Raw genomic sequence first — 25,812 nt, 5'->3', positions numbered from 1 at the left:
ACTCAGTCCTCAAAGAACCAGTACCCGCTGTTGACCAGCGCGGCCAGCATCGCGAGGAAGGATGGGTCTTCCAGCGCGTCGCCAAAGGTTTCTGCAGTCAGTACCATATGGCTGGCAATGGCTTCCAGCGCCGGGCGGTGCGGGGAGTCGAGCTTCTCCCCGTTGACGAAGACCTCTTCACCAATGCGCAGCACGCGTAATCCACCCAGACGAACCAGCTTGTCACCCTGCTGCAGCGCATCATAGATCTCATCTGCCTGATACGGCGGCTCCGGCGGTGCAACGTCCAGCTCGTGGCGTGACTGACTGATAAATTCGCCAAACCACTGCCTGAAATGTTCCGGCTCGTTGATCAGATCCAGCATCATGCCGCGCAACTTATCCAGCTCTTCTGGCACGATGTCTGCCGGATGCTCGCGCGCAGGCACATCCGGATCGCTGTAGCGATAGCTTCCCAGCTCGCGCTGCAGGACATAGTCGGCAAAGCCGCTGATCATCTCGCGGCCGCTCGGCGCGCGGAACCCGACAGAGTAGTTCAGCGAGTTCTCCAGGGAGTAACCTTCGTGAGGGAATCCTGGCGGAATGTAGAGAATATCGCCTGGCTCCAGCTCTTCGTCGATAATGCCTTCGAACGGATCCACCTGAAGCAGATCCGGGTGCGGGCAGTGCTGCTTCATCGGCACTTTTTCGCCCACGCGCCAGCGGCGGCGGCCCGTGCCCTGAATGATAAACACGTCGTACTGGTCCAGATGCGGACCCACGCCGCCGCCAGGTACGGAGAAGGATATCATCAGATCGTCCATTCGCCAGTCTGGCAGGGCGCGGAACGGGCGCATTAGCGCGGCAGTCGGCTCGTGCCAGTGGTTAACCGCCTGCACCAGCAGCGACCAGTTGCTTTCGCCGAGATGATCGTAGCTTTCGAAAGGACCGTGGCTGACCTGCCATTTCCCGTCCTGGTGGCTGACCAGACGGCTGTCGACTTCGTTTTCCATGGCCAGACCGGCCAGCTCGTCAGGTGAGATAGGGTCGACAAAGTTGCTGAACCCGCGTTTCAGAACCACCGGGCGCTTTTGCCAGTAACGTTCAATAAACTCGGGCCAGTTAAGTGTTAAGTGATAATCCATATTTTTTTATCCGCAGGCTCTTACTGACTCGGATTATAACGGAAGCTCAGCCCCCCGGCTGCGAGATCCTCGCATTTTTCACATAACGGGTTAACTATCGTCCGATGTGGGCTGCTGACGACCAAAAATCACTTCCATTCTGGCCCCGCCGAGCAAGCTTTCGCTGGTTTCGATTTTTCCGTCATACTGGTCGACAATCTCGCGGGCGACGGCTAAACCCACGCCCTGACCGGGGCGCAGCGTATCCGCTCGCTGACCGCGATCGAACACCACATCACGTTTATTAAGCGGGATCCCGGGGCCATCATCCTCAACGATAATGTGTAACTCGTTATCCGTCTGGCGCGCCGATACTTCAACAAACTCCAGGCAGTATTTACAGGCGTTATCCAGCAGGTTGCCCATCACTTCCATAAAGTCATTTTTTTCGCCTACAAAGCTAATTTCAGGCGAAATATCGAGGCTGATGTTGACCCCTTTACGCTGATACACCTTGTTAAGGGCGGACGTGAGATTATCCAGCAGCGGGGCCACCGGGTGCAGCTCGCGGCTCAGGAGCGCGCTGCCGGAACGCATGCTGGCGCGGTGCAGATAGTAGCCAATTTGCTGCGAGATTCGGCTGATTTGTTCCAGCATCACCGGCTCGGCATCGTCGACGCTCAGCCTTGAGCTGCGCATGGAACGCAGGGTGCTTTGCATTACGGCCAGCGGCGTTTTCAGGCTGTGGGTGAGGTCGGTCAGGGTCGTACGGTACTTATCATAGCGTTCACGCTCGCTTTTCAGCAGGCGATTGAGGTTACGCACCAGACTGGTCAGCTCACGGGTGGTTTCCGGATTGAGCTTTTCACGATGATGTTCCTCAAGCTCGCGCACCTCTCGCGCCAGGGACTCAATAGGGCGTAAGCTCCACCACGCCGCCACCCAAAGCAGCGGGATCACCAGCAGCAGGTTTGCGGCCAGAACATAAACGAACCAGCCCCAGACCTTATAGGAACGTTTTAGCTCAACCGGAATGGTGTCGATCACCACAATAGTTAACTGCGGCATGTTCATGGTCGCCGGGTAGATATTGATCGCCACCGAATGCGTCATTTCCGTCTCGGCATCGTCAGCCCGGATTTCATTGAGCTTTTGCTGCATCGAGCGATCTTCGCGAATCAGCGTGCTGGTGGTATTGAGATCGGCTTCTATCTCATGAAACCCGTTGGTTTTGAGCCACTCCGGACGAATGCTTTTCGCCAGCCACGGAATATCGCGTTGCGCCCAAAGCAACTTTCCCTTTTCATTGTAAATCAGGGCTAAAGTAGGACTCTGTTGATCCAGGTTCTCCGGCATTTCAACGGTGATGTGGTTGTCTTCCCATGTGGCCAGGGTATAAAACAGATTACTTTCGCCGCGTAACAGTCGAAAGGTCGTTTTATCGAAGCTGACGCTGTAGCCCACCAGGGCGACCAGACCGTAGGAGAGCGACAGCACCAGCACCACCGCGGCTGTTGCCAGTAAAAAACGAACCCGCAGCGAGAGGGGCAGAATGTGGCGCAAAATCCGTCTCATTTAGCGTAATTCGAACAGGTAGCCCTGGCCGCGGACGGTCGTAATCACGTCCTGCGGATACTGCGCCTGAATTTTCTTACGCAAACGGCCCATCAGCACGTCTATGGTGTGACTCTCGCGCAGCTCAGCGTCAGGGTAGAGCTGGAGCATTAAGGAGTCTTTGCTCACTACTTTTCCGCTGTTACGGATCAGCGTTTCCATAATGGTGTATTCGAACGCGGTGAGCTTGATCACTTCATCGTTAATCGACAGCTCGCGACGGGAGAGATCCACCTGGAAAGGCGGAATGGAGATAACCTGTGAAGCCAGCCCGCTGTTGCGGCGTAACAGCGCCTGCATGCGCGCCGCCACTTCTTCAATGTGAAACGGTTTGGTGACGTAATCATCCGCACCGGCGCTGAGCACTTCAACTTTGTCCTGCCAGCCTTCGCGGGCGGTGAGAACCAGAACCGGCAGGGAAACGTGATGGCTGCGCCAGCGACGAATTAACGACAGGCCGTCTTCATCAGGCAGGCCTAAATCGACAATGGCGATGTCCGGCAGGTGTTCATTGAGATAATAATCGGCTTCTTTTGCATCTTCAGCATCATCCACCTGATGTCCCATCTCCTGAAGCTGAACCTTCAGGTGGTGGCGTAGCAATGCGTTATCCTCAACAACCAGTACGCGCATCATCTTTTCTCCCAGAATAAATAGTATGAATAGTTTAACGCTGATTATGTTGCTGTGGGGATAAACATTCAGTAAACCGGGGAAAAGCAACCCCCTTTCCGGGCGGAAAGGGGGGGAAGGAACATTACTTCAGCTCATCAACCATAGTGATGGCGCGGCCAATGTAATTCGCCGGAGTCATGGCCTTCAGGCGGGTTTTCTCTTCTTCCGGCAGTGCCAGACCGTCGATAAACTGTTTCATGCCTTCGGCATCGACGCGTTTACCGCGTGTCAGCTCTTTCAGCTTCTCGTACGGTTTTTCGATACCGTAGCGGCGCATCACGGTCTGAATCGGCTCTGCCAATACTTCCCAGTTGTGATCCAGCTCGTCCAGAAGACGGTCACGGTTCACTTCGAGCTTGCTCACGCCCTTCAGGGTGGACTGATACGCGATCAGCGCGTAGCCAATGCCCACGCCCAGGTTACGCAGCACGGTGGAGTCGGTCAGGTCGCGCTGCCAGCGGGAAACCGGCAGCTTGCTCGCCATATGCTGCAGCACGGCATTAGCCAGGCCCAGATTGCCTTCGGAGTTTTCGAAGTCGATTGGGTTCACCTTGTGCGGCATGGTGGAGGAGCCAATTTCCCCGGCGATGGTCTTCTGCTTGAAGTGGTTCAGCGCGATGTAGCCCCACACGTCGCGATCGAAGTCGATCAGGATGGTGTTGAAGCGCGCGATGCAGTCAAACAGCTCTGCAATGTAGTCGTGCGGCTCAATCTGGGTGGTGTACGGGTTCCACTGGATCCCCAGAGAGGTCACGAACTCTTCGCTGAACTGATGCCAGTCCACTTCCGGGTACGCGGCAATGTGGGCATTGTAGTTACCGACCGCGCCGTTAATTTTACCCAGAATTTCAACCTGCTCCAGCTGACGATACTGGCGCTCCATACGGTACGCCACGTTCGCCATCTCTTTACCCATCGTGGATGGGGTGGCTGGCTGGCCGTGAGTACGGGAAAGCAGCGGAATGTCGCGGTATTCCACGGACAGCGCTTTCACCGCGTCGATGATTTTACGCCAGTAAGGCAGCACCACTTCTTTACGCGCGGTGGAGAGCATCAGCGCGTGAGACAGGTTGTTGATATCTTCGGACGTACAGGCGAAGTGAATGAATTCGGATACCGCATGCAGGGCCGGAACGCTTTCCACTTTCTCTTTCAGGAAGTACTCAACCGCTTTCACGTCGTGGTTGGTGGTGCGTTCAATGGTCTTAATGCGCGCGGCATCTTCTTCGCTAAACTCAGCAACGATTTTATCAAGGTAATCGTTTGCCTTTTCGTCAAAAGCAGGAACTTCCTTGATTGCTGCCTGGGCGGCCAGCTTCTGCAGCCAGCGTACTTCAACCTGAACACGGAACTTCAGCAAACCATATTCGCTGAAGATCCCGCGCAGCGCGCTGACTTTATCGCCGTAGCGTCCATCGACAGGGGATACGGCGGTCAGTGAGGATAATTCCATAATTCGCAACTCCGGGAGGTTAACAATGAGCAAGAATTTGTTTTGCCTGAGTAGTCAGGCGATTACGAGAAAACATTAACTGCAGGCGGCCACCGCCAACCTGATGCCACAGCACGGCGGCGCGGATCCCAGCCAGCAGGGAAGCGCGGACCTTCGCCTGCACCTGCGGGCTTTGCAGTACGGCAGGGGAGCCGGTGACCTGAATGCGCGGGCCCAGCGGGCTGATGACGTCAACGTAAATGCCCGCCATGGCGCTCAGCAGCGTTTCAGACTGCAGGTCAAAATGGTCGAGCTGACGCTGTAGCCCGGCGATGCGATCGCCCAGGGTATTGAGCGCGCCTTTTGCCGCGCTCAGCTTACGCTCAAGCACCATCAGGCTTAAGGTGTAGCGGGTCAGTTCCGCGTTTAACCCCTGACGGCTACTGGCGTTAAGCACGCCAAGCAGGGTTTCAAGACCGAGACGAAGATTGGTTTCGCTGCCGCCGAACACGCCCAGGGTTGAACCGGGGTTGAGGTCGATAACGCTGTTGAGCGAAACGTGCAGGGCATCAGCGTCACAGTGACCCTGATGCGCCAGCTGTTGCACCAGACGAGCAGACTGGCAAATTCCTGCCAGCGCAAGGGTGATGTCATAATAATTCTTCGCCACACGGTCTCCTTTATGTGTGCAATCGGTTAAACAGCGGGCAGCGGCAGGCGCTGTTCAATGATCCCGCCGCCCAGGCAGATTTCGCCGCTGTAGAAGACAGCAGACTGGCCCGGGGTAACGGCGGCGACCGGCTCGTCGAAACGGACGTCAATACGGTCGTCATCAAGCGCGGTGATGGTGCAAGGAATATCGGTCTGGCGGTAGCGCGTTTTCACCGTACAGCGCAGCGTGCCTTTCAGGGGCTCGCGATCGACCCAGTGCAACTGCTGTGCGATAAGGCCAACGGACATCAGACGCGGGTGGTCGTGACCCTGAGCCACCACCAGAATATTGTTTTCGACGTCTTTGTCGACCACGTACCACGGATCTTCGCTGCCTTCTTTCGTCCCACCAATACCGAGGCCTTTACGCTGGCCTAAGGTGTGGTACATCAGCCCCTGATGCTGACCAATCTCGTCGCCATCAACGGTGACAATTTTACCTGGCTGTGCAGGCAGGTAGCGGCCCAGGAAATCACGGAATTTGCGCTCGCCGATAAAGCAGATACCGGTGGAGTCTTTTTTCTTCGCGGTGATCAGGTCCAGCTCTTCGGCAATTTTACGCACTTCCGGCTTTTCCAGTTCGCCGACCGGGAACAGACTTTGCGCAATCTGTTCGTGGCTCAGCGTATAAAGGAAGTAGCTCTGGTCTTTATTGCCGTCGAGGCCGCGCAGCAGCTGGCTTTTGCCATTCACGTCCGCACGACGCACGTAGTGACCGGTCGCAATGTAGTCAGCGCCCAGATCTTCCGCGGCGAATTCCAGGAAGGCTTTAAATTTGATCTCTTTGTTGCACAGAATATCCGGGTTCGGGGTACGGCCCGCTTTGTACTCTTCCAGGAACAGTTCAAAGACGTTGTCCCAGTATTCTGCGGCAAAGTTAACGGTGTGCAGTTCAATGCCGAGCTTGTCGCATACGGCCTGCGCGTCGGCGAGATCCGCTGCGGCAGTGCAGTATTCCTCGCCATCGTCTTCCTCCCAGTTCTTCATGAACAGGCCCTCCACCTTATAGCCCTGTTGCTGCAACAGGTAGGCGGAAACGGAGGAATCGACACCGCCGGACATGCCGACGATCACTTTTTTCTGGCTGTTATCTGACATGGAATACTCACGACATTGAACTTCAAGGCGGCGTATTCTATCACGCCCCCCCACCGTTGACACCCTCTGTAAACGGCCAGTTAAATTCTCCGATGACACCCAGCGGCAGGCGTGCGCCTGACTGCCAGCAGCGGATGCTTTCCGCAACCAGCGGTGAGCGCAGGTTTGGCGCGTTCAGGATCTCCTCGGCGGTGACCCACAGGCAGCGATCGATATCGTCATCATGCGGTTCTGTGGCGCACGTTTCGCTAAGCGCAACGGCGAATAAAAAGCGCAGGAATGGGGTGCTGTCGGGCGCAATCCACTGGTGCATGCGAATGAAGTGCTGGGGCTCAGCGCGAATGCCGGTCTCTTCCCAGAGCTCGCGCTTCGCGGCCTGCAGCAACGTTTCATTGGCTTCAAGATGCCCGGCAGGCTGATTCCACAGCGCCCTGCCGTTGATGCTCTCTTCCACAACGAGGAATTTTCCCTGCGCGTGCACCACGCAGGCGACCGTAACATGAGGTTTAAACATCGTTTCTCCTTAAGGGGCAGCGTCGCGCCATTCGCCGTTTGCCAGCGTATCCAGCGTGTAGCTGCCCATGGCGTAGCGAATCAGACGTAGGGTAGGGAAGCCGACGTGCGCGGTCATTCGCCTCACCTGGCGGTTGCGGCCTTCATACAGGGTGATTTTGAGCCAGCTTGTCGGGATGGATTTACGCTCGCGAATGGGCGGGTTACGCGGCCACAGCCACTCCGGCTCATTCACGCGTTCAATACCGGCGGGCAGGGTGGGACCGTCGTTCAGCGTCACCCCGCTGCGCAGTTTTGCCAGCGTCTCTTCGCCCGGCTCGCCTTCAACCTGCACAAAGTAAATTTTGCCGGTGCGTTTGCCCGGCTGCGTAAGCTTTGCCTGTAGGGCGCCGTCGTTGGTTAGGACCAAAAGTCCTTCGCTGTCCCGGTCCAGGCGACCGGCGGCGTAGACGCCCTGAACAGGGATGTAATCCTTGAGCGTGCTGCGTCCGGCCTCATCGGTAAACTGCGGCAAAACATCGTAGGGTTTATTGAACAGAATAACCCGCTTTGGCTGGGTTTCTTGCGGTCGTCTGGCGGCTTGTCGCGAGCTGAATCGCTCAACCCGGTGTTTTGTAAAAGAAGTTTTCTTCATGGTATTTTCAGGCGTTATCAATTGCCGCATTATAGCCTAATAACGAAGACCTTTCATGGCGCAGGACAATCAGGTACTATCGAAGGGCTCATTACAATTTATTAACATAAGATCAGTAACAACCAGAAGCGCTCGAAGGAGAGGTTAATGGAAAGCAAAGTAGTTGTTCCGGCGGAAGGTAAAAAGATCACCCTGCAAAACGGCAAGATTAACGTTCCTCACAATCCGATTATTCCGTTCATCGAAGGCGACGGTATCGGTGTAGACGTTACCCCGGCAATGCTGAAAGTGGTTGATGCCGCTGTTGAGAAAGCCTACAAAGGCGAGCGTAAAATTTCCTGGATGGAAATTTACACCGGTGAGAAATCGACGCAAGTTTATGGCCAGGACGTCTGGCTGCCAGCGGAAACGCTGGACCTGATCCGCGACTACCGCGTTGCTATTAAAGGCCCACTGACCACTCCGGTCGGCGGCGGCATCCGTTCCCTGAACGTGGCGCTGCGTCAGGAGCTGGACCTGTACGTGTGTCTGCGTCCGGTTCGTTACTATCAGGGCACCCCAAGCCCGGTTAAGCACCCTGAACTGACCGACATGGTTATCTTCCGCGAAAACTCAGAAGACATCTACGCGGGTATCGAGTGGAAAGCGGACTCTGCTGATGCAGAAAAAGTGATTAAATTCCTGCGCGAAGAGATGGGCGTGAAGAAAATTCGCTTCCCTGAGCACTGCGGTATCGGCATTAAGCCGTGCTCTGAAGAAGGGACCAAGCGCCTGGTGCGTGCGGCCATCGAATACGCGATCACCAACGACCGTGATTCTGTGACCCTGGTTCACAAGGGCAACATCATGAAGTTCACCGAAGGCGCGTTCAAAGACTGGGGCTACCAGCTGGCGACCGAAGAGTTCGGCGGTGAGCTGATCGACGGCGGCCCGTGGCAGAAGATCAAGAACCCGAACACCGGCAAAGAGATCATCATTAAAGATGTGATCGCCGATGCGTTCCTGCAGCAGATCCTGCTGCGTCCTGCTGAATACGACGTCATTGCCTGTATGAACCTGAACGGTGACTACATTTCTGACGCCCTGGCGGCACAGGTTGGCGGTATCGGTATCGCCCCTGGCGCGAACATCGGCGACGAGTGCGCCCTGTTCGAAGCAACCCACGGTACTGCACCAAAATACGCAGGCCAGGACAAAGTGAACCCAGGCTCTATCATCCTCTCCGCAGAGATGATGCTGCGTCATATGGAATGGTTCGAAGCCGCAGACCTGATCGTTAAAGGTATGGAAGGCGCGATCAACGCGAAAACCGTAACTTACGATTTCGAACGTCTGATGGAAGGCGCTAAGCTGCTGAAATGTTCAGAGTTTGGCGACGCGATTATCGCGAACATGTAATGCACTCTCTGGGTTGAACAAGAACGGGGGCCACTTGGTTCCCGTTTTTATTATTAGATTTCGTACGGTTATCAAAATATTATCAAAACTATTTAACAAAATATCTAAATGGTAACCGCAATTACATTGTGAAGATATTGAATATTTTAGGCAGACATGTATGTTATGATATTCACTGTGAATCAACATGAACTAAAAAACCCAGACATTTAAAGCATGACTGGGCTTAATTGATAGCTGAAATGTGTCAAATTCAATAATCAGGGGCAGAACATACTGAGATAATCTGATTGGGCTCCTGCTGAAGGTAAGTCAGAGAGATTGTTAGCCTCTTTACTAATATTAATTTTTGTCATTATTTTCTTAATATCACCTACCATAGATTCAATATTATCATTCGTTAATATTGTGTTATTAAGATTGCAACTAATAGCATGGATTATTTTCCTTTTTTCATCGATTATTGTTTCTTTTGCTGTCAATGCGACTTTAAGGGTTTCTAACTCTTCCTTGGTTTGTTCATGATTTTTTCTCTCTTTATTTATTGGTGCTTGCATGTCCCATTCTTCGGTGATCATGTCTCTGAACCAACTTAACAACCCTACAAAAAGAACCAAAAGAATGATACCAACAGAGAGTTTGAAAGCATCCTGTTCGAGCAAGAACTCTTTTTTAACATATCCAATAACTAAATATGATAAGAAACTATATAAAGCAGCGTTCAAAAGAGAAATGATTTTTCCGGTATGCCTAAGATTTAAAAACTTCTCCCAAGCACCTTTATTTTTTTCGCTCATCTGCAGCCCTTACAATCTTTTTATGCTGAATAGATTTGAGATCCATATCCATGCTAAAAATCAAGGGTGCTGCTGACAGTATTGGAATGGAAGCATAAAGTGAACCTTTTAGGGTATCATAATCTCCGTTTTTAGTAATTATCTCACTCTTGAAAGCAATCTTCAATTTACCTTTTGGCATATCTGCCAAACAACATTTAATACCTGGTTTAGTCTTATTAAAGAAATTAACTAACTCTAATATTTTATCTTTCTTTTCTTTATTAAATAGAGTGTACTCAAATGCAATTGTGGTCAATATAATGTCAATTGCAGTGGCTTTTTTATATTCAAAGTATGCTCGCATACCTTGGATATCAAGCATGCCACTAGTATCATGGTTATCATCCTCAGTTGTTGTTATTACAATGTTTTCAACACCAGGTACGCTTCTAAACGCTTCTTCCAAGTTAAACATGTCATCTCCTTAAGTAAACAAAGTGATATAATACAAAACAAGCAATGATTGTGCATCAAAAAAATTTATTGTTATAATGTTTATTACTATTTTCAATCTTATGATTAAAAAGTGCACAATCTAATGAAATTTGTAAAACAAACCTGTTTTGTTTGTTTTTTGTGCAGAGAGAGTGGTTTCTAACATCGATAAATGCATTGCGATTGAATTTTTCATAGTATTGAAACCACAGTCCAATTTTTTCCTCGATCATCGTGATATCGGGCTGTTTGATTTGGAGATTTATGGCCAAGCAATTTCTGAGTATCAACACCTTGAGCTTCGTAAAGGCGTTCTGCTAAAGATCGTTGTTCGTGGAACGTTGCTGGCGTACCATCCCCCCAATTTATTTCTGCTTTATCACGGGCCTTACTGAAATTCATTGTTATAGTGTTCGACTTCACCTGTGCACCTCGTTCAGCCATTGAGGTCGCCCGGAAGAAATGGATAAGGTATGGACTCACGGTATAGTCACGGCAACGCGCAACTACATCCCTCAAACTCCAGTCAATCACATTAAGTCTCAGGGATAGAGGGATCGCTAGCTTGCTACCCGTCTTCTCCTGTACGACATGCAGATGGTCATCCCAAATATCGCTAAACTTCATGTTGGATATATCCCCGAGGCGCTGACCAGTAACGAGTGCCAATAGCATTGCATTGCCCATGTAATGATGGCGGGCATCAGCAATCGCGAAAATCTTATGCCATTCGTCGAGGTTAAGACGTTGTCGGCTAATCCGCCGGCGCGGTTGTTTTGTAGCAAGTGCCGGGTTATAACCCGGCGGTACCTCGCCATAATGTTGGGCTTCCTTGAAAACATCGATTAAAACAGAGCGGATCACCTGGGCCATCCTAGGTTGACCTTCTGCAACATAGGACTCCAGAATCTGGGCAACGTCCCGAACATCGACGGATGAAATCACTTTCATTCCTACGCTCTCACGGAGTAGGGCGACGGGTTTAGCCTTTTGCTTATGAGTGTTCGGCTTGATATCACCATTCTCCAGTCTTTCATCCTGAATTTTCCAATAACGATCCAACCATGTACTCGTTGATATCGCTTTTCCTTTGCTGGTGGCTATCTTGTCACTTATTGCCAAAACCTGCCTAGTACGCTGTTCAGCTAGTCGCGCATTAGCTTCTATTGCTATTGCTGTTGCTTCAGCCTCGTTAGTTCCGAGGCTGTGAAATTTACCAGTAACAGGATGCTTATAGCGCCAGTAGATTTTATTTACCTTGCGACTGTAGAGCGGATAAAGATTAGGTATCTTGACGTTGTTTTTACGTGGTCGGGCAGCCATCAGACAGTATCCTTTGAAGCATAGGAGAATCAGATTTTTTAATAACGGGCTGGGTTAAATTACCTGTAATCTCGGCATCTTCTCTTACCCGCCAATATCTTCCTTCTTTGGTGGCCGGGGGAGTGAACATGCTCTCTTTAGCGTATCGGCGTAATGTATTCAGACTTGGAGGATTACTCCGGTATTTTTCCCCAGCCCATTCTTCTAAAGTCAGCATTTGAAGCATATGATTTACCTCATAATGGCCCATATCAGAGCCATTTTCTGAAATTAAAAAATCAGTGTTCAGTCAGACGCTGCCAGATTGCAGACACGTATTTGACCTGATGATGAGCATCCGAAATAGCCTTGTGAGGTTCTCCCTCAAACGGGATCTCATAGCGAGGCTTGCAGCCAACGGCTTTACCCAACTCGACAATTGTTCTTACATCCCGGTTATTCCAGAACTTCCATGGGCAGGGGATCCCCGTCCGGTCATAAGATGCCTCAAGCAGGACATTGTCATAAGTGGCACCATTACCCCAGACCTGAACAGAATCAGGGCCGTTAACCGCATTCTCGCCTATAAACTCATTTAGCTGCAGTAATGCATCATCGAGCGGAATAGCATCATCCATCACTAACTCTGAACGAGCTTCAGGTGAAGCTTTGAGCCAGAAGATTATGGTAGATGCATCCGGAACTCCGCCGCTGGCCATGGCAGATTCCAGGCTAATCACTTTGTAAAAATCCGAACCGGTATTACCTGTTGATGGATCAAAGAACACGGCCCCGATAGATACGACTGGTGAATCAGCTTTTTTACCAAAAGCTTCAATGTCGATCATAAGGTGTGTATAGAGCATTTCAGGCTCGACATGATTATGATGACCGGAATCATTATTTATGGCAGTTGTGCTGCTATAAGTTTCATTAGCGCTTGCGCTTGAGATAGTTTCTTCCGTGCCTTCTGATAACGCAGCACCGTCCGGTGTTTCATCATTGCCAGTTTCTTCCATCTGCACATTATCAATGTACTCCGCCGCGGTATTTTGTTGGTCGATTACAGCTTTGCTAGTGGCCAGCCCTTCAATAGAAAAAAGACCATTACCAACTTTTTCGAAAACCGGCAGCGTGCCGCCGTCGACTTGTGCCCCTTCATTCTGGCCGCGAGTTTCAAAAGCAGAATCAGTCACTATCTCGTTTGTCCAGCTCACCTCAGGGTTATGTCGCGCAGCCGCAAGAGTTTCGTCTGATGGAGCAGAATGATCGCTTTCAGTCAGGTTCGCGTTAATGAATCCGCTGAGACGAGCCGGATACAGGTAATGCTCTGGGTGAGCGCTGCGGACAAGTGCAAAGATAGCTGCACGCGAGTAGTCCAAAACCCCCGGAGTTGCGCGAAGAACTCTAGACCATTCTTTGAATGGACTTTCTTTTTTACTTACGATCTCTTTTGCCCGACGGAAAACACCACCAGGGATATCATAAATGTTGAAATCCATTGGTAACGTGGCCAGCGCAATCTCTAAATCGAGAGTGTCGAGATCATGTTTAAGGTCAGGGTTTCTGTCGGTCTTGTTGCCTCCGCCAGCATTCGTACCGCTTTCAGTACGCTGTATTTCTGCAATGCGATTGCCTTTGGCCCATTCTTTTACCAGCAGGCCGCGGTCTATGTAATCAGTCGCCGCCCAGATTCTGGTGAATCGGAGAACCAAAGCGAGTTCGTGACGCTTTTCCTGGCTGAACACTTTGCGAATGGCGTCGGTATAGCGCCACAGGTCTTTGGTGTCGTAACCCTTAACCTGTTCGCAGTTTTCTGCCGCCAGCAACAGGTTCTGGACATAGCTATTGTCAGTGTCCATCTCAAGCGCGCTGATACCTTCGTATTCTTCGCGGGTTAAGTGGTGGCGCAGTTCGTCGGCGGTGAACTGGGCGAGTAGCTGCTTGCGGAAGGGCATACGAACGACTGGATAACGTGTGGTTTCGTCATCATTCTCGTCAATCTGGATAGCGTTATCAGGTGCAAGACCCTGACCTGCTATAACGCCAGTGTCGCTGGTGCTTTCAGATTTCAGAGGGGGAAATTTGCCGCTGCGCCAGTCTTCCACTAATTGATTGCGAGCGCTGGCATCTGCTTTAGTCCAGTCAGCCATGAATGCAGCGATATCTTCAGTTTCGTGCGTTTCATCTGGCGCGAAAACCTGCTTAATCGCCTGAACGAGTTTCCACTCAACGTACAGGCTGAGTTCGGCAACTTCAGGGATGTCGCTCTTCGCCAGCAGCAGGTTCTGAAGATAGGTGTTGCCTTCATCCAGTGACATTTCGCTGGCAGCCAGCTGCTGCTCTTTAGTGATATGTGACTGGTATTTGTCGCTGGTCAGGTGGACGGCAAAACGGACCGCTGGAGTGCGGTTTTCAAGCGGGACACTCTCGACGGTGGTTTCAATTGTAGTGGTCGTTTCCGGAGCGGCAGTGTTGTTGTCCACGGCTCCAGTAGACTCAGCACCAGCCTTTGGCAGCCAGGTGCGTCCATCGTCCCGGAGTTCGTAGCGTTTGCACCAGGTGTAATCTACTGTGCTTTCTTCCGGCAGGTCGTTGTAAACAGGAAAATCGGTACGGACAGGCTTGCTATAATTCTTGCCCCGGCCGGTTTCAATGCCAGCATCTTCCAGCTCTACATCCAGCTGCAAATTGGCTCGCGCTTCTGATTTAGCCGTAAACCAGATAACGGCATCTTCTTTGCCGGATTTCTGTGTTGCCTTGATTAAATGAAAGAATTCCATATCGGGTCCTTAATTTTGGTTGTAAGATACCCGCAGCTAGTGATTGCCGCCTTGGGTAGTGGTCATTGGTCAAAACTCGATTCCGGAAAGCTTTGGTCGGCTGACCGGGTACTTAACCCGCCTTGCGCGGGTTTTGTGCTTTTAGGGGCTGGTAACAGCCATTGGTCATAACTCGATTAAAACTTGAAAGCAGGCTGTTGGTCTCCAGCCGGTTTATATGGGTAACACACTCCTTTAATGTGCTGCTCTTTGGCAGCTGCATCACAGCCAGATTCGGTTTTGTATACACCGAGCATGATGTCTGAGCATTCCCCGGTGAGGGCACAGACGGTAACGATCAGGGCATAGAACGAGCTCATGCTTTTAGCTTTGGATTGCCTTTTTGGGCCAGTAAATAGCAAAGTTTACGAACCAGAACTTCAAACAGATTTAAGCGAACGGCTTGGCAGCCTGCTTTTTTGCGTGCGAAATCGATCATGGTTAACTCCTGTGTGCCTTTAACGCCAGGCTGGCGGAACGGTAAACCTGCTGCGCGATTGTCTTGCCATCTCATCCGGTGTTTCGTATGCCGCCGGCAGCTACTTCGTGGGCGTCCTGCCTTGATGACTGATTTTCTAAATTCAGACTACAAATAAATATGTCATTGGTCAATATTAAATTGACAAATATAATTTCATTGATGATCTCATGGGGGGCGAAAGAGATGTTAGGGACGAAAAAAAAGCCGCTATATGCGGCCTTTCGAATGTTCTCTATTAGTCTTTGGTGGGAGCGGGCTCAATCTTCCTTTTGCTGAGGAATTCAGCCATAAATTTATCGAGTTCTTCGAGGCGTTCGCTGGCCAGCTGTATGAACCTGGTTTGTTCAACTTCAGGTAACTGATCAAAAACTTCCAACAACGCAGCTTGTTTCTCGTTCAATACCGTTTTGCTTTCGCTGGTTGCCTTAAGATGCGCCTCTTCTTCATCAGATAAAAAGAACCAATACAGTGGTTTACCTAATGCTTCCGGGAATAACGCCAACTTTTCCTTGCGAGGAAAATTACCTGTATTGCACCAGTTACTAACCGTTTGTGAGTTTACCCCCACTCTGCGGCCCAGCTCAGATTGAGATATCCCGGCTTCATCAAGAGCCCGTAACAGTCTTTCTTCGAAATTCATGTTCGTATCCAAATCAAACCCATAAGCAAGCATACAAACTTTCTTATCAGATGTGATTGATTAATTTTATTGACACTGACAAATTATTTATCAATTATGTGATTCATAAATTGGGAGGAAGCATGAAAGAACACATTCAACAAAAAATTATTTCACTATGTGGCAGCCAATCAGAGCTGGCTCGCCGCTTAGGAAAAAACTCGCAGACTGTATCTGTCTGGTTTCGTACTCAGGTAGCAAGCACAGAGGTTTTAAACGCATGCAGAGTTTTAGATTGGGAAGTCACCCCGCATGAATTACGTCCAGACCTCTACCCCAACGCCACAGATGGTTTACCTCAGAAGGAGGCTTAATCATGCAGTCAGCCACATATCAACATCATAACCAACGTCTGGCCGGACCGTTGAAAACTCAAAATCAGTTTATGGCGCATCGGCGAGATAACTTTAAGCAACGTTCAATACAGGCTGCAGTGCGGGAGTGGGAATCTACTTTGCCCGGCCAGGCACAGGAAAAAATCGCTCAGCTGGTGGCTGACCAGTGGGTGAAGGAAGGGGGCCGCGGTATCGCGGTGAACAAGCAGAATTTATTCCGATATCTGAGAAACGAAGCTGGCTCGGAAAAATACACCGCTTACGTCATGCAACTGTCGGGCGCAATCGTCGCAGCTATGCCTATTGAGATAGCAAGGAAGCATGGGCTCAGTAACGCCAGAACGGAAGCCGAGTTGGTGGCGAGCGCAATCAAAGAATGCAGTGAGGCGCATCAGGCTAAGTTACTTGGCGCCCCCCTTCAAAAGCTTGAAAAAGAGATTCGTGAAGCGGCAATCGCTTTGTTCAATATGTTACCCGCTGACGCGGCGGGACCACTACTGGCGAGCATCAGCGCCGTAGCGCCGCAATTTTTTTAATCGAGTTTTGAGCAATAACCATTACGAGCCGGGAAACCGGACAAGGGAGTAACCATGGCAGCTCTGCCTTACATGCAACTGTACATTGCTGATTACCTGGCGGACACCATGCATCTGTCTACAGAAGAGCATGGCGCATACCTGCTGCTGATGTTCAATTATTGGCAAACAGGTCGCCCGATCCCCAAAAACCGTCTTTCGAAAATAGCACGGCTAAGTAACGACCGTTGGGATGCCGTTGAACCATCGTTGAAAGAGTTTTTTAACGATACTGGCACCGAATGGGTACAGGAGAGAATTGAGCGGGATCTGGAGGCTGTAAAAAATTCAATCAGTCAAAAGTCTGCCGCAGGTAAAGCATCCGCACAGGCCAGAAAGACCAAAAAAAGAGCAAACACCCAACAAAACAGTAACGAGCGTTCAACGGGTGTTAATGCTCCGTTTGAACAGAACAGTAACGGCAAATCAACTAATAAAAATACAGATACAGATATAGATACAGATCTAAAAGAGAAACAAGAGAGAGAGTTAAGCGCGCAAGAATCATTTTTGCCACCAATCGGTAAATTCCCGATTACCGATGACTGGATGCCGAGTGATGACTTTGTCGGGCAAGCCGCACAGTGGGGAATTAATCTCGGTGACCGCCCTGGTTATACCCCAGTGGAACTTCAGCAGTTCCGCGATTACTGGAAGTGCGAAGGGAAGGTAAAACACCACCTGCAGTGGGAACAGACTTTCGCCTCGAGCCTGAAAACATCCCGAGCCAAAACCTCAACTTCTGGGACATCTTCTCGCCGTCAGGCAGGCTTTGGCATTTCACAACCAGACACTGAGATCCCACCGGGATTCAGGGGGTAACTATGAAATCGACGCACGATTTGCTTGGTCGTCTCCGCAATATCATGCCTGCAGGTATCCAGCCGAAGTTTACCAGCAGTCAGGAATTGATGGCTTGGCAGCAGGAAGAAGGCCGGAAGCGTGCAGTAGAGCTGGAAAAACTAAATCAGCGGGCGCGAGCGGAGAAGATATTTGGGCGTTCAGGGATATGCGATCTGCATAAGGGGTGCACTTTCTCGAATTATCAGGTCAGCAACGACGGGCAAAAGCATGCTCTCACCATGGCAAAGAGCTATGCCCATAACTTCGGGTCTGGTTTCACTAGTTTCATTTTCAGTGGGAGCTGCGGGACGGGGAAAAATCATCTTGCTGCAGCAATCAGTAATTACCTGTTGCAACGTGATCACTCCGTTCTGGTGGTTACAGTACCTGACCTGATGTTGCGCGCTCGTAAGTGCTATGACGAGGGGCAATCAGAGTCCGCGCTGCTGGATGACCTTTGCAAAGTAGATTTACTGGTTCTTGATGAAGTCGGCGTCCAAAGAGAAACGCGAAACGAATGGGTTCTACTCAATCAAATTATTGATCGTCGTATGGCGGCGATGAAACCAGTGGGCATCCTGACTAACCTGAATTTTGATGAATTATCTAAGACTCTTGGTGAGCGGGTAATGGACCGCTTAACCATGGATAACGGTCTCTGGGTTAACTTTGCCTGGGGAAGTTATCGCAAAAACGTAACCCATTTACGGGTTGTTAAGTAATCAAATCGAGTATTGACCAATGACTAAAGCATTAACACAAAAAGAGCAGGTGGCGGTATTTGTGCGCTACCAACCCAACTGCGCCGTTGGCGAAGTTTCCGAAGCGCTGGACATGGCTGGAGGTACAGCCGGAAGGCTGCTGCGCGAACTCAGTGACGAAGGCGTGATTATTCGCTCGCGTGACAGCGTTCAGTACACATACAGGGCGGTACCTCACGCGGATATTCCAGACGTAATCCTCCCGTGCATGGTTGAAAAAAGTGATCCGGTCAGGATGCAGGCTGCCGAGCAGAAAGCGAAGGAGCTAGAGGAGAGGGGGCTTTGGCGAAGAGCAGCAGCAGTATATTCGGACATGTTTGGTATCGCCGGTAGCGCTGTTGAAGTAGCCCGTATTGCCAAGCGCCGTAAAGACTGTCTGCGCCTGGCGGGGAGGGTATGACTATGGCGAGCAATAACCTCTGGACAATCATTCGCGCCATTCAGCACGGTGGCGAGATCACCCCGCGGCAAGTTCGCCAGTTGCTGGGCTGCGACAGCAAAAAGGCCTGTCGCCTACTGGAGCATCTCGTTTCTGCTGGCGCCGCGAAGAACATCGGTCAGCGACACCACCCGGTGTACGTGATGCAGCCAGGCGGGGAAACATGCATTAAGCCATCACCGGTGGTTCGCAAGAAGTCCGGTATCACCGAAGTTTGCCGCCAGAACTGGCGGGATTATCAGATCCACAAAGTTATTGGGAGCACTCGCGCATAAACCAACCTCTAAATGCTGGTGGCATCCGGCATTAAACAGTCGCAAAACTCTATTGAGAAAGAGATATTATTTTGGTATCAATATACTTAATCAAGAGTTCGAGACTTACGGAGCTCCTGTTAGTGGTACTTGGGCACTGGTTTTAGGTGTGTTCTCATCCTTAGTAACGATCGGTGATTGGCTTAACCGTCTGATCATTAGCTTTTTCAACATTGAGGATGTGAATATGAAAAAAAACTGTGGAACACTTGTGTTCATCCTAGCTGTGTGCGGTGCGGCGCTGTGGGAACATCATCAGTAACCGATAAACCCAAGGAACACTATCAGCCGTAAGCCTTTAACAGTCGCCGGGAGTAGCCTCCTAACCCACACCAAATCAATGGCCTCGTTATGCGAGGCCATAACTTAAAAATTAATTGTATCGAATGCTATCAATTTAGCTTCCATAGGACGCAATTTATGACAATGAGAAAAGTAACATTCAAAAAAGGTAATGAAGAAATAAGTTGCGATTGCTTTTAACTCCCTGATACCGCTGATTCGCAAGGGTATTTTGGTTATTTTTCTAAAGATAATTTCGGTATGTTCGAAAATAAATTTTCATACCCTGTTGAGAAAATTGGAGAAGAATATATCGTTTTTCTTCCGCAATAATATAAGCTCCTCAGCGTAATTTTAAATTTGATTTCTTCTGGCGCTTTAATTTCTCTCTTATAAAATCACTCTCGCCATTCCGCCCGTTAACTAAATAATGTACTTCACAAAAGACTCGATAATTCGAAAAGAAATCAGAAAGTGCCGCGTGTAAGTCTTTTGCCCATTGTATACGATTAACTTCTGCATCAAAAAATTGACGCACGGATTCTGTGTTTTCTCTGAGATGAAAAACATTATTTCTAAAAATTCTGAGTGAATTCGAATTTTCTTTCATCAACTTTCCAATTTTGTCTGAAATTGATATAAGTTCTTTAAATTCATTGGGGCGCTCTTTAGCCAATAAGATTCGCATGTTTAGGTTACGAAAGCCCTCGCAGACCACACCTAAGAAACCTAACCAAGTAAAAAGATAAACTCGCATGTCAAATTCATCGCGATGAATTAATGATCCATTTTTTTTCATTTTTTGTTTGAGTTTATTGTAATTTCGCAACATAAGTTCAGCCGTTTCGAAATAATGAATATGCAGTGTTAAAACATGATCTTGATTACGGCTAGGAAGTTTATCCTCAGGGGCGCGAGCGTCTATATCTAAAGCATATTTTAATGGAGCGTTAGCAATGTAATACAGACCTTGATTCAAAGGCGATAAATGTCCTTTTTCTAATTCTTGCTTTAAGTGATCATCTACATCATTATAATTACTAAAGCCATATATGGGTAATCTACTACCTGCAAATGCAGTTAACCACCAAGAGTTAAATCCACCTATCTCACCATGTTCACCGAAATCAAAATCAACAGTTCCAGAGTTTAAATCTACTCGACATCCAGCACCATGTTTAAAATATTTCACACCATCTGTTAACTCACCTGAAAATGGAATGTCATAATCAATCCATTCATTGCAAGAGGACGGCATTTGAATACCGGAGCGATACATTAGTTTTAGAGCGTCCTCAACATGGCTTTGAAAGTCTATAATCAAATGATAGAGGTTTACATTCACAGCTCACACTCACTTCTGGTTTCTTTAAAAAGAATACTATGTGTCCCGGACGAACAAGTAGTTTACCACTTTGCCTTAAGATCGCGACAAGTATACATGTTTATCAGTATCGTCGCGAAATGAATCAAATTATTGATATATATTATTTTTCATGTGGTTCTTGATGTGGTTATTTTTTGATTAGATCCTTTTTGTTTACCATTTCGTGCGGTTAAAGCGTTGATCAAAACAATCTTGCGATGTACTGTGTGGATATACAGGTATCGCAGTGGAGACAACGATGAAAATAGAATTACCCATTGATCTTGCTCAAGAACTTCCTCAGAGCGTGGTTCCGACACTGGAAAAAGAACTGTTAAACGGCTCCAGAATCAGTTCGCTGAGTGCAGCCTGGTCATACGCCGTGCAGGCTCCAATTGGTTAAATGTTTACGGTGGTGAGAAAGAAGCTGAGCAGATGGTTGATGAAATCATCCAGAAGACTTGGGAAAGTGCAGACAACTGGTTTTATTGATACAGCATGCAATGACTTTCCAGTGTGGAGGGATAGTGTTGAAACGGATAAAAGAATTACCTAGTAAGGGCTACGCGGTTATTAGATGCCACGATGGGGTTATTGTTGCGAGACTGCACTCATTTCCTGACAGTGGGCGCGCACTCATGTACCGACGAGGCGACGAGGTGTCGTTCATGCCGTTACAAGATGATGAGATGGTAGGAACACCGACACTCTTTACGCAGATGCTTGAGCGGGCTGGTTATCGAATAGCAAAAAGTGGGTATCATTGAGCTAGTATTCATAGCAACGGACTGCGCCCTCACTTAAGTGATGGCGCAGAAAGTAAATGTATCTGAATTGAAATTTATATCACTCCCAAACATTGTTATTCAAACTCAATCTTTATTATTATGTTCAACAATCGGCAGTTTATTGGTTACTATCTCATCAAGAGTACCATAAAGCATTGAGTTATTGATGTTATGTAAGCCCCTCTTTGCCCTTTTCGTCAGTTCTACATGTGGAATGTTATCAACTATACTAATTTCAAAAATACCTTGGTATTCATGAGCTAGTGTTGTTAATTGGTCACTTAAGTTTTCATTTTTCTTAACTAGTGCTTCTTTCTCAATGCGAAGTTCAGATACGTCTTTGGTAAGAATTTTGATGTCACTTTTTGCGTGCTCGATACTCTGTTCAAGTTCCTTTATGGTTGAGTTTAAATTTAGGTTTATATCTGAAAGTTGCTTGCGAACATTTTCACTCTGCGCAACAGACTCTTTTTCTGAGCGAAGTAATGTTCGCAGGCTATTTTCCTCCGCCTTACTGTCACTCAACCTAGCCTGAAGATCTTTAACTTCAACCTCATATGATAAGACTTGGTCGTTTAATTTGCTATTCTCATTTTTTATTGACTCTATGCTTTCCTCAATAAATCTTTCTTCTTTTTTATCAGCTAATTTTTTTCTTGCTTCAATTTCTGCTATTGATTGTTGCAATTCTGCTACTCTGATTTTTGATGATAGAGTTAGTTCAATTGTTTCAGAATTGGGCTTGTCTTGGATTTTAGTAATTAATTTATTTATTTGTGGTAATAAGAAAGCTATTAAAACAGAGGTGCAAAGAGGTGCAAGCAAGTATGAGCCTATTTCAAAGTTAGAATTTATAAATTCAATTCTAGATTCAATTTCTTTTTTACTGAAAAATAAAATGGCAAGCATTGGCCAATTAAATGCAATCCAAGAAAAAACAAACACCCCTAAAAAAGGGCTTTTTACTCTCTCAATAGAAGTTTGTCGAAAAGAAGCGAAGAGGTCGCGAATAAACTCCAACATGTCACATTCCTTGGTAGGCATTCCGATTATGATAGATAAGGGGTGATAATCGCTATCAAGCATACTACTCCGACTCATCTCAAGAAAGATGCTTGAGTAGGTATAACATAACTTAGTAAACCGTGTTAATCTCTTTAAAGGTCTGAACAACCTAGCCTGCTGCGCCACTGGAGAGAAACCATGGCGCAAAAATCAAACCAGAATGAACCCTTACTGACCCCTCAAAGGGCCAGCAATTTTCTTTTGATGTCACTCCTGCAGGAGGCGGCATGAAGAAAAGCTGGTTCACTCACACCGGGCTGACAACCGAAGAAGCCAATGAGCTGGTGGCGCGCTATAAGTCTAAAGGTGTTCCTGTCGAGAAGAGTCTCGATATTGACCCTCGCCTTTGGATAGTCAGCGCACTTCTACCGCAGCAAAAATCCGCACCTAAGACGCAGCAAAGTATGCGTTCCCGGGCATGGGGGTGATCGTGACCGTCTACAACATCCTTCCGATTGGTAAGCCACGCATGACGCGTGCAGACAAATGGAAAAAGCGCCCTGAAGTTATGCGTTACCGGGCCTTTTGCGATCACGTCCGGCTGCTGGGCATTTACATGCCAGAGTCAAATACACACGTTACCTTCGTTCTTCCGATGCCTAAGAGCTGGAGCAAAAAGAAGCGCGCAGAGATGAACGGGCAGCCCCATCAGGGTAAACCCGATCTTGATAACCTGATGAAGTCTTTGATGGATGCGCTCTTCGAAGACGACACGCATATATGGGATTCAAGGATAACAAAGCTCTGGGGCGAGAACGGGCAGATCATTATCAGGGAGAGCGAGTGATGCGTGCGCTTCTTCAACCTGTGATTGCACGGGAGCTGGGTGTCGTACTTTTGAAGCCAGGAAGAGAGCTGATGGAGTTGTTCACCGCAGGTAGAGTATTAATCGAGCGCCAGCCAGAAAGTATGGCTGGATATCAAACTGGTCGCGTTTCGGACGCGCGGCAGCCACTGGCTGAAAACGAGCAGCTGCGAAGCTTCTTTCTGAATGAAAAGGTCCTGACTGCAGCTGGTGGTATAAGTGGGCTTGATTACTGGTTGCTAAAGCACGGCGCCGGAAATTGCCAGTTCGCTCACAGTGAATACCACTATCACGAACTAACCATTATGCACCATGAGCCTGGCTCCATCCTGCTTTGTGGCTATTGTGATAACCACTTGCGAGAGCAGCGTACCGAAGCACTGGCAGAGCTGGCACGCAGAAATGTAATTGCCTTTGTTCTGGATTCGGTTCGTATTTCACTCGCTATCGACAAAAGCCGCGAGATTTCCCTCGCTGAACTCTGCTGGTGGGCAGTTCGTAAAGGGGTTACGGATGCACTTCCAGAATCCTGCGTTCGTGAAGCGCTTCGTTTACCTCAAGAAAGCAGGATTGGTCGTGAAAGCGATATTACGCCTTCAGTATCGGCCACCAGCATCCTCGGGGAATTAGTTTCATCCGCTGACCTGCCTGATGCGCTGACCGAACCTCTGGTGGGGGTGATGGTGGATCCGGCGCCGCCTCAGTCTTTCATGCGTCGACCAAAGCGTCTTCGCTGGGAAAGTCGCGATTATCTGAATTGGGTGAAAACACAGCCCTGTGAATGCTGCCAGCAGCAATCAGACGACCCACATCACTTAATCGGATGGGGGCAGGGTGGCATGGCGACAAAAGCGCATGACATCTTCTCCATACCACTTTGCCGAAAGCATCACACCGAACTGCATAACGACCGACTGGCATTCGAGCGCAAATATGGCTCGCAGCTGGAAATGATCATTAGAGTGCTGGACCGGGCCTACGCGCTCGGCGTTCTGGCGTAAGGAGCGAACAGGATGACACCACGTCAACGCCGTAATCATATTGAAGCGCTGGGTAAAGCAGCGAGTGCGCCGCGTAAAAGCTGGCTGGGTAAAAGCATGCTTCTTACAAGTATTCAGTCGGCATGGATTAAATCATTGCTGACAACATGGGGCGAGGGGGTAAGCGGTGGAACAGCCCCACGATTGCCTCGCGCTCATGCATGCTGGGATGTTCTTAAGGGCGGGCGATGGTCGGATAAGGCATTGTCTCGCTTTACAGCTGCACTGGAACAAGCTCGAGCAGAGGGATTCAGAGGGCCGCAGGCGTTAAATCGTGCTCACGCCATTTTGTGGCCACAGCCCGCCACCAGCATCATTGATGAAGCTATGCAAAATGATGACGTTGATTTTGTCGAGCAGTCAGTGCTACAGGCGCTTGATGTAAATGACCCGGTTTATATCGTCGGTCTGCAGTATTACACCACACGCAAAAAAATCTCAGACATTACGCGGGAACTACAGTCTATCGCACCGTGGCTAACGGATTGGGAGGCCAGAAAACGAGTTCGCTGGTGCCTGGAGATATTCAGGGCGAAGGTCTTTTTATCTACGCGGAAACTCATGGCTGGGCAGAGTTGAATGATTGGGTTTTAACTTTTCGTGCTCTAATTCTATTTGTATATTGAAAATGAGCCAGGAATTTAGATAATTCATTCATGCTTGGCAGAGCTGCGCCGCGATGGCAGCGAATTTAAGCGACAATTTGAATATAACGAGAGCCCCGCCAGTCGGGGCTTTTGCTTTACGGCGATACGACAGGGGTATTCGTGAAGGTGCATTGCACTAGTACCCCTGTCTTAGCGTCGTCGCATAATTCCATTTGAAACGTAAGATTAAAGGCAAAAAGTTAATTAACCAAAATGATGGCAGCTTCAACCAAATTGATTACCCATAGAGGCATAAGTTACATAAGCACCAACACCAAAAAGAATCAAAGAAGAAACTCCTGACACAATTGCGATGATATTGTTAACATCGCCTCCCATCTTCCATTTGCTATCTGACCCTAATTCCGAAGTTGCATAACAATATTGCGCAAGATAAGTAAACCCTGAGCAAACACCGGAACACAGAACGCCGATACAGAAAATTAAAAGTGAGCCTAAGATTGATGACAATACATCTGGACTTGAATCTTTATTCCAAACATTACCTAAAAAAGCGAGTAAAGCTATTGCTGCTCCGCCATTTATAATCATAAACGCTCTGGCAGCATTTGCTCCGACAGTTATTACTGAACGAAAAGCCTCCAGGCTTGCAGCATGGTTCATTTTGGCAATTTCAATTTGACTTGTATTGCTGCTCTTAAGTAATTCCATCTGAACATCATGGTCATAAACATTTTCTTGCTTTAAATTCTCGAGATACATAAGCATTTTTTCAATGTCTAAATTTTTGTATCCATCATTCTTAGTTTGTTCAATATCATCAATTATCTTATCAAGCGGGTTAACAACGGCCAT

General features: G+C 48.7%; 32 protein-coding genes. 13 read left to right on the top strand and 19 right to left on the bottom strand.

Going from position 1 to position 25,812, the window contains the following annotated elements; translation table 11 throughout:
- Positions 1 to 2 precede the first annotated feature (2 nt).
- The 8 genes from ACTJI7_RS03525 to rluE all read right to left on the bottom strand — a co-directional run bounded on the left by ACTJI7_RS03525 (position 3) and on the right by rluE (position 7,810).
- Entirely contained in the window at positions 3 to 1,124 is a 1,122-nt protein-coding gene (locus tag ACTJI7_RS03525; protein ID WP_047364295.1) for a ribosomal protein uL16 3-hydroxylase, read from the bottom strand.
- A gap of 90 nt (positions 1,125 to 1,214) precedes the next feature.
- Positions 1,215 to 2,678, bottom strand: coding sequence for a two-component system sensor histidine kinase PhoQ (phoQ, locus tag ACTJI7_RS03520; RefSeq protein ID WP_045630113.1), 1,464 nt, complete (start codon positions 2,676 to 2,678; stop codon positions 1,215 to 1,217).
- Positions 2,679 to 3,350 carry a two-component system response regulator PhoP gene (gene phoP, locus ACTJI7_RS03515; protein ID WP_440670038.1) on the bottom strand — a complete coding sequence of 224 codons (672 nt, stop codon included), beginning with the start codon at positions 3,348 to 3,350 and terminating at the stop codon, positions 2,679 to 2,681.
- A 124-nt stretch (positions 3,351 to 3,474) separates the two neighbouring features.
- Positions 3,475 to 4,845, bottom strand: coding sequence for an adenylosuccinate lyase (gene purB / locus ACTJI7_RS03510; RefSeq protein ID WP_014883421.1), 1,371 nt, complete (start codon positions 4,843 to 4,845; stop codon positions 3,475 to 3,477).
- 19 nt (positions 4,846 to 4,864) lie between these two features.
- The gene (hflD, locus tag ACTJI7_RS03505; protein ID WP_013097081.1) at positions 4,865 to 5,494 is read right to left on the bottom strand and encodes a high frequency lysogenization protein HflD; all 630 of its coding nucleotides are present in this window, start codon (positions 5,492 to 5,494) and stop codon (positions 4,865 to 4,867) included.
- Between the two features lie 26 nt (positions 5,495 to 5,520).
- Positions 5,521 to 6,633 (bottom strand): tRNA 2-thiouridine(34) synthase MnmA, encoded by a 1,113-nt coding sequence (gene mnmA / locus ACTJI7_RS03500; protein ID WP_028012751.1) that lies wholly within the window; start codon positions 6,631 to 6,633, stop codon positions 5,521 to 5,523.
- A 40-nt stretch (positions 6,634 to 6,673) separates the two neighbouring features.
- The gene (locus ACTJI7_RS03495) at positions 6,674 to 7,147 is read right to left on the bottom strand and encodes an NUDIX hydrolase (RefSeq protein ID WP_440669704.1); all 474 of its coding nucleotides are present in this window, start codon (positions 7,145 to 7,147) and stop codon (positions 6,674 to 6,676) included.
- 9 nt (positions 7,148 to 7,156) lie between these two features.
- Entirely contained in the window at positions 7,157 to 7,810 is a 654-nt protein-coding gene (gene rluE / locus ACTJI7_RS03490) for a 23S rRNA pseudouridine(2457) synthase RluE (RefSeq protein ID WP_440669703.1), read from the bottom strand.
- 117 nt (positions 7,811 to 7,927) lie between these two features.
- Between rluE and icd the strand changes: the two genes are divergently transcribed.
- A complete protein-coding gene (gene icd / locus ACTJI7_RS03485) occupies positions 7,928 to 9,178 on the top strand; it encodes an NADP-dependent isocitrate dehydrogenase (protein WP_003857898.1) in 1,251 nt (416 codons plus the stop codon).
- Positions 9,179 to 9,438: 260 nt separating this feature from the next.
- On the opposite strand, the gene ACTJI7_RS03480 is transcribed toward icd, so the two are convergent.
- The 8 genes from ACTJI7_RS03480 to ACTJI7_RS03445 form a co-directional block, all read right to left on the bottom strand.
- Complete coding sequence (locus tag ACTJI7_RS03480) at positions 9,439 to 9,975, bottom strand: hypothetical protein (protein ID WP_246949820.1); 537 nt, start codon at positions 9,973 to 9,975, stop codon at positions 9,439 to 9,441.
- On the bottom strand, positions 9,959 to 10,432 hold the full coding sequence (locus ACTJI7_RS03475; protein WP_246949818.1) for a hypothetical protein: 474 nt from the start codon (positions 10,430 to 10,432) through the stop codon (positions 9,959 to 9,961). The genes ACTJI7_RS03480 and ACTJI7_RS03475 overlap by 17 nt, the downstream gene beginning before the upstream one ends.
- Positions 10,433 to 10,644: 212 nt before the next feature.
- Positions 10,645 to 11,775 (bottom strand): phage integrase Arm DNA-binding domain-containing protein, encoded by a 1,131-nt coding sequence (locus ACTJI7_RS03470; RefSeq protein WP_439199536.1) that lies wholly within the window; start codon positions 11,773 to 11,775, stop codon positions 10,645 to 10,647.
- Entirely contained in the window at positions 11,756 to 12,001 is a 246-nt protein-coding gene (locus ACTJI7_RS03465; protein ID WP_246949814.1) for an excisionase, read from the bottom strand. The genes ACTJI7_RS03470 and ACTJI7_RS03465 overlap by 20 nt, the downstream gene beginning before the upstream one ends.
- A 52-nt stretch (positions 12,002 to 12,053) precedes the next feature.
- Positions 12,054 to 14,537 (bottom strand): 3'-5' exoribonuclease domain-containing protein, encoded by a 2,484-nt coding sequence (locus ACTJI7_RS03460; RefSeq protein WP_440705156.1) that lies wholly within the window; start codon positions 14,535 to 14,537, stop codon positions 12,054 to 12,056.
- 176 nt (positions 14,538 to 14,713) lie between these two features.
- Positions 14,714 to 14,896, bottom strand: a complete 183-nt coding sequence (locus ACTJI7_RS03455) for a DUF1482 family protein (protein WP_281506764.1) — start codon at positions 14,894 to 14,896, stop codon at positions 14,714 to 14,716.
- On the bottom strand, positions 14,893 to 15,015 hold the full coding sequence (locus tag ACTJI7_RS03450) for a hypothetical protein (protein WP_281506763.1): 123 nt from the start codon (positions 15,013 to 15,015) through the stop codon (positions 14,893 to 14,895). The genes ACTJI7_RS03455 and ACTJI7_RS03450 overlap by 4 nt, the downstream gene beginning before the upstream one ends.
- Before the next feature lie 277 nt (positions 15,016 to 15,292).
- A complete protein-coding gene (locus tag ACTJI7_RS03445; RefSeq protein WP_080934414.1) occupies positions 15,293 to 15,730 on the bottom strand; it encodes a helix-turn-helix domain-containing protein in 438 nt (145 codons plus the stop codon).
- Between the two features lie 89 nt (positions 15,731 to 15,819).
- Here ACTJI7_RS03445 and ACTJI7_RS03440 point away from each other — a divergent pair, with 89 nt between their 5' ends.
- From ACTJI7_RS03440 to ACTJI7_RS03415, 6 genes are read left to right on the top strand one after another with little or no spacing between them, the layout of a single operon-like run.
- Positions 15,820 to 16,050 carry a transcriptional regulator gene (locus ACTJI7_RS03440; RefSeq protein ID WP_072052375.1) on the top strand — a complete coding sequence of 77 codons (231 nt, stop codon included), beginning with the start codon at positions 15,820 to 15,822 and terminating at the stop codon, positions 16,048 to 16,050.
- 2 nt (positions 16,051 to 16,052) lie between these two features.
- Positions 16,053 to 16,607, top strand: coding sequence for a toxin YdaT family protein (locus ACTJI7_RS03435; RefSeq protein ID WP_045889188.1), 555 nt, complete (start codon positions 16,053 to 16,055; stop codon positions 16,605 to 16,607).
- 54 nt (positions 16,608 to 16,661) lie between these two features.
- The gene (locus ACTJI7_RS03430; protein WP_246949810.1) at positions 16,662 to 17,468 is read left to right on the top strand and encodes a DUF1376 domain-containing protein; all 807 of its coding nucleotides are present in this window, start codon (positions 16,662 to 16,664) and stop codon (positions 17,466 to 17,468) included.
- Between the two features lie 2 nt (positions 17,469 to 17,470).
- The gene (locus ACTJI7_RS03425) at positions 17,471 to 18,211 is read left to right on the top strand and encodes an ATP-binding protein (RefSeq protein WP_179367409.1); all 741 of its coding nucleotides are present in this window, start codon (positions 17,471 to 17,473) and stop codon (positions 18,209 to 18,211) included.
- Positions 18,212 to 18,230: 19 nt separating this feature from the next.
- On the top strand, positions 18,231 to 18,650 hold the full coding sequence (locus tag ACTJI7_RS03420; protein ID WP_179367408.1) for a PerC family transcriptional regulator: 420 nt from the start codon (positions 18,231 to 18,233) through the stop codon (positions 18,648 to 18,650).
- Positions 18,647 to 18,964 carry a hypothetical protein gene (locus tag ACTJI7_RS03415; protein ID WP_248249143.1) on the top strand — a complete coding sequence of 106 codons (318 nt, stop codon included), beginning with the start codon at positions 18,647 to 18,649 and terminating at the stop codon, positions 18,962 to 18,964. The genes ACTJI7_RS03420 and ACTJI7_RS03415 overlap by 4 nt, the downstream gene beginning before the upstream one ends.
- A 664-nt stretch (positions 18,965 to 19,628) precedes the next feature.
- On the opposite strand, the gene ACTJI7_RS03410 is transcribed toward ACTJI7_RS03415, so the two are convergent.
- Positions 19,629 to 20,564, bottom strand: a complete 936-nt coding sequence (locus ACTJI7_RS03410; protein WP_246949804.1) for a DUF6896 domain-containing protein — start codon at positions 20,562 to 20,564, stop codon at positions 19,629 to 19,631.
- Between the two features lie 346 nt (positions 20,565 to 20,910).
- Between ACTJI7_RS03410 and ACTJI7_RS03405 the strand changes: the two genes are divergently transcribed.
- Together ACTJI7_RS03405 and ACTJI7_RS03400 are read left to right on the top strand one after the other, a co-directional pair.
- Positions 20,911 to 21,054 carry a hypothetical protein gene (locus ACTJI7_RS03405; protein WP_316326011.1) on the top strand — a complete coding sequence of 48 codons (144 nt, stop codon included), beginning with the start codon at positions 20,911 to 20,913 and terminating at the stop codon, positions 21,052 to 21,054.
- Entirely contained in the window at positions 21,021 to 21,143 is a 123-nt protein-coding gene (locus ACTJI7_RS03400) for a DinI-like family protein (protein WP_338031139.1), read from the top strand. Before ACTJI7_RS03405 ends, ACTJI7_RS03400 begins: the two co-directional genes overlap by 34 nt.
- A 380-nt stretch (positions 21,144 to 21,523) precedes the next feature.
- Here the strand turns inward: ACTJI7_RS03400 and ACTJI7_RS03395 are convergent, their stop codons facing one another.
- The gene (locus tag ACTJI7_RS03395) at positions 21,524 to 22,462 is read right to left on the bottom strand and encodes a hypothetical protein (protein WP_246949803.1); all 939 of its coding nucleotides are present in this window, start codon (positions 22,460 to 22,462) and stop codon (positions 21,524 to 21,526) included.
- 269 nt (positions 22,463 to 22,731) lie between these two features.
- Here ACTJI7_RS03395 and ACTJI7_RS03390 point away from each other — a divergent pair, with 269 nt between their 5' ends.
- From ACTJI7_RS03390 to ACTJI7_RS03375, 4 genes are read left to right on the top strand one after another with little or no spacing between them, the layout of a single operon-like run.
- On the top strand, positions 22,732 to 22,932 hold the full coding sequence (locus tag ACTJI7_RS03390) for a hypothetical protein (protein ID WP_063162725.1): 201 nt from the start codon (positions 22,732 to 22,734) through the stop codon (positions 22,930 to 22,932).
- Positions 22,923 to 23,291: a RusA family crossover junction endodeoxyribonuclease gene (locus ACTJI7_RS03385; protein ID WP_246949801.1), complete on the top strand. Its 369-nt coding sequence runs from the start codon at positions 22,923 to 22,925 to the stop codon at positions 23,289 to 23,291. Before ACTJI7_RS03390 ends, ACTJI7_RS03385 begins: the two co-directional genes overlap by 10 nt.
- Positions 23,291 to 24,310 carry a DUF968 domain-containing protein gene (locus ACTJI7_RS03380; protein ID WP_213821750.1) on the top strand — a complete coding sequence of 340 codons (1,020 nt, stop codon included), beginning with the start codon at positions 23,291 to 23,293 and terminating at the stop codon, positions 24,308 to 24,310. Before ACTJI7_RS03385 ends, ACTJI7_RS03380 begins: the two co-directional genes overlap by 1 nt.
- Before the next feature lie 12 nt (positions 24,311 to 24,322).
- Positions 24,323 to 24,928 (top strand): hypothetical protein, encoded by a 606-nt coding sequence (locus ACTJI7_RS03375; RefSeq protein WP_246949799.1) that lies wholly within the window; start codon positions 24,323 to 24,325, stop codon positions 24,926 to 24,928.
- A 293-nt stretch (positions 24,929 to 25,221) separates the two neighbouring features.
- Here ACTJI7_RS03375 and ACTJI7_RS03370 read toward each other — a convergent pair whose 3' ends face one another.
- Positions 25,222 to 25,812 carry a hypothetical protein gene (locus ACTJI7_RS03370; protein ID WP_246949797.1) on the bottom strand — a complete coding sequence of 197 codons (591 nt, stop codon included), beginning with the start codon at positions 25,810 to 25,812 and terminating at the stop codon, positions 25,222 to 25,224.

Origin of the sequence: Enterobacter sp. 22499, from assembly GCF_052044815.1 — a bacterium.
Taxonomy (GTDB): domain Bacteria; phylum Pseudomonadota; class Gammaproteobacteria; order Enterobacterales; family Enterobacteriaceae; genus Enterobacter; species Enterobacter bugandensis.
Note: the sequence above shows the minus strand (reverse complement) of the source record. Positions and strands in the feature narration are given on the sequence as shown.

Excerpts from the sequence above, each read along its gene's own strand:
- ACTJI7_RS03415 (WP_248249143.1), top strand. The coding sequence starts at position 18,647 with ATGACTATGGCGAGCAATAACCTCTGGACAATCATTCGCGCCATTCAG.
- purB (WP_014883421.1), bottom strand. The coding sequence starts at position 4,845 with ATGGAATTATCCTCACTGACCGCCGTATCCCCTGTCGATGGACGCTAC.
- ACTJI7_RS03475 (WP_246949818.1), bottom strand. The coding sequence starts at position 10,432 with ATGTTTAACTTGGAAGAAGCGTTTAGAAGCGTACCTGGTGTTGAAAAC.
- ACTJI7_RS03430 (WP_246949810.1), top strand. The coding sequence starts at position 16,662 with ATGGCAGCTCTGCCTTACATGCAACTGTACATTGCTGATTACCTGGCG.
- ACTJI7_RS03405 (WP_316326011.1), top strand. The coding sequence starts at position 20,911 with ATGAAAATAGAATTACCCATTGATCTTGCTCAAGAACTTCCTCAGAGC.
- ACTJI7_RS03465 (WP_246949814.1), bottom strand. The coding sequence starts at position 12,001 with ATGCTTCAAATGCTGACTTTAGAAGAATGGGCTGGGGAAAAATACCGG.
- ACTJI7_RS03375 (WP_246949799.1), top strand. The coding sequence starts at position 24,323 with ATGACACCACGTCAACGCCGTAATCATATTGAAGCGCTGGGTAAAGCA.
- rluE (WP_440669703.1), bottom strand. The coding sequence starts at position 7,810 with ATGCGGCAATTGATAACGCCTGAAAATACCATGAAGAAAACTTCTTTT.
- phoP (WP_440670038.1), bottom strand. The coding sequence starts at position 3,350 with ATGCGCGTACTGGTTGTTGAGGATAACGCATTGCTACGCCACCACCTG.
- ACTJI7_RS03390 (WP_063162725.1), top strand. The coding sequence starts at position 22,732 with ATGAAGAAAAGCTGGTTCACTCACACCGGGCTGACAACCGAAGAAGCC.
- ACTJI7_RS03370 (WP_246949797.1), bottom strand. The coding sequence starts at position 25,812 with ATGGCCGTTGTTAACCCGCTTGATAAGATAATTGATGATATTGAACAA.
- ACTJI7_RS03425 (WP_179367409.1), top strand. The coding sequence starts at position 17,471 with ATGAAATCGACGCACGATTTGCTTGGTCGTCTCCGCAATATCATGCCT.
- ACTJI7_RS03450 (WP_281506763.1), bottom strand. The coding sequence starts at position 15,015 with ATGATCGATTTCGCACGCAAAAAAGCAGGCTGCCAAGCCGTTCGCTTA.
- ACTJI7_RS03410 (WP_246949804.1), bottom strand. The coding sequence starts at position 20,564 with ATGTATCGCTCCGGTATTCAAATGCCGTCCTCTTGCAATGAATGGATT.
- ACTJI7_RS03420 (WP_179367408.1), top strand. The coding sequence starts at position 18,231 with ATGACTAAAGCATTAACACAAAAAGAGCAGGTGGCGGTATTTGTGCGC.
- mnmA (WP_028012751.1), bottom strand. The coding sequence starts at position 6,633 with ATGTCAGATAACAGCCAGAAAAAAGTGATCGTCGGCATGTCCGGCGGT.
- ACTJI7_RS03435 (WP_045889188.1), top strand. The coding sequence starts at position 16,053 with ATGCAGTCAGCCACATATCAACATCATAACCAACGTCTGGCCGGACCG.
- ACTJI7_RS03395 (WP_246949803.1), bottom strand. The coding sequence starts at position 22,462 with ATGTTGGAGTTTATTCGCGACCTCTTCGCTTCTTTTCGACAAACTTCT.
- ACTJI7_RS03385 (WP_246949801.1), top strand. The coding sequence starts at position 22,923 with ATGGGGGTGATCGTGACCGTCTACAACATCCTTCCGATTGGTAAGCCA.
- ACTJI7_RS03480 (WP_246949820.1), bottom strand. The coding sequence starts at position 9,975 with ATGAGCGAAAAAAATAAAGGTGCTTGGGAGAAGTTTTTAAATCTTAGG.
- ACTJI7_RS03455 (WP_281506764.1), bottom strand. The coding sequence starts at position 14,896 with ATGAGCTCGTTCTATGCCCTGATCGTTACCGTCTGTGCCCTCACCGGG.
- ACTJI7_RS03445 (WP_080934414.1), bottom strand. The coding sequence starts at position 15,730 with ATGCTTGCTTATGGGTTTGATTTGGATACGAACATGAATTTCGAAGAA.
- phoQ (WP_045630113.1), bottom strand. The coding sequence starts at position 2,678 with ATGAGACGGATTTTGCGCCACATTCTGCCCCTCTCGCTGCGGGTTCGT.
- ACTJI7_RS03460 (WP_440705156.1), bottom strand. The coding sequence starts at position 14,537 with ATGGAATTCTTTCATTTAATCAAGGCAACACAGAAATCCGGCAAAGAA.
- icd (WP_003857898.1), top strand. The coding sequence starts at position 7,928 with ATGGAAAGCAAAGTAGTTGTTCCGGCGGAAGGTAAAAAGATCACCCTG.
- ACTJI7_RS03470 (WP_439199536.1), bottom strand. The coding sequence starts at position 11,775 with ATGGCTGCCCGACCACGTAAAAACAACGTCAAGATACCTAATCTTTAT.
- ACTJI7_RS03440 (WP_072052375.1), top strand. The coding sequence starts at position 15,820 with ATGAAAGAACACATTCAACAAAAAATTATTTCACTATGTGGCAGCCAA.
- ACTJI7_RS03380 (WP_213821750.1), top strand. The coding sequence starts at position 23,291 with ATGCGTGCGCTTCTTCAACCTGTGATTGCACGGGAGCTGGGTGTCGTA.
- ACTJI7_RS03525 (WP_047364295.1), bottom strand. The coding sequence starts at position 1,124 with ATGGATTATCACTTAACACTTAACTGGCCCGAGTTTATTGAACGTTAC.
- ACTJI7_RS03495 (WP_440669704.1), bottom strand. The coding sequence starts at position 7,147 with ATGTTTAAACCTCATGTTACGGTCGCCTGCGTGGTGCACGCGCAGGGA.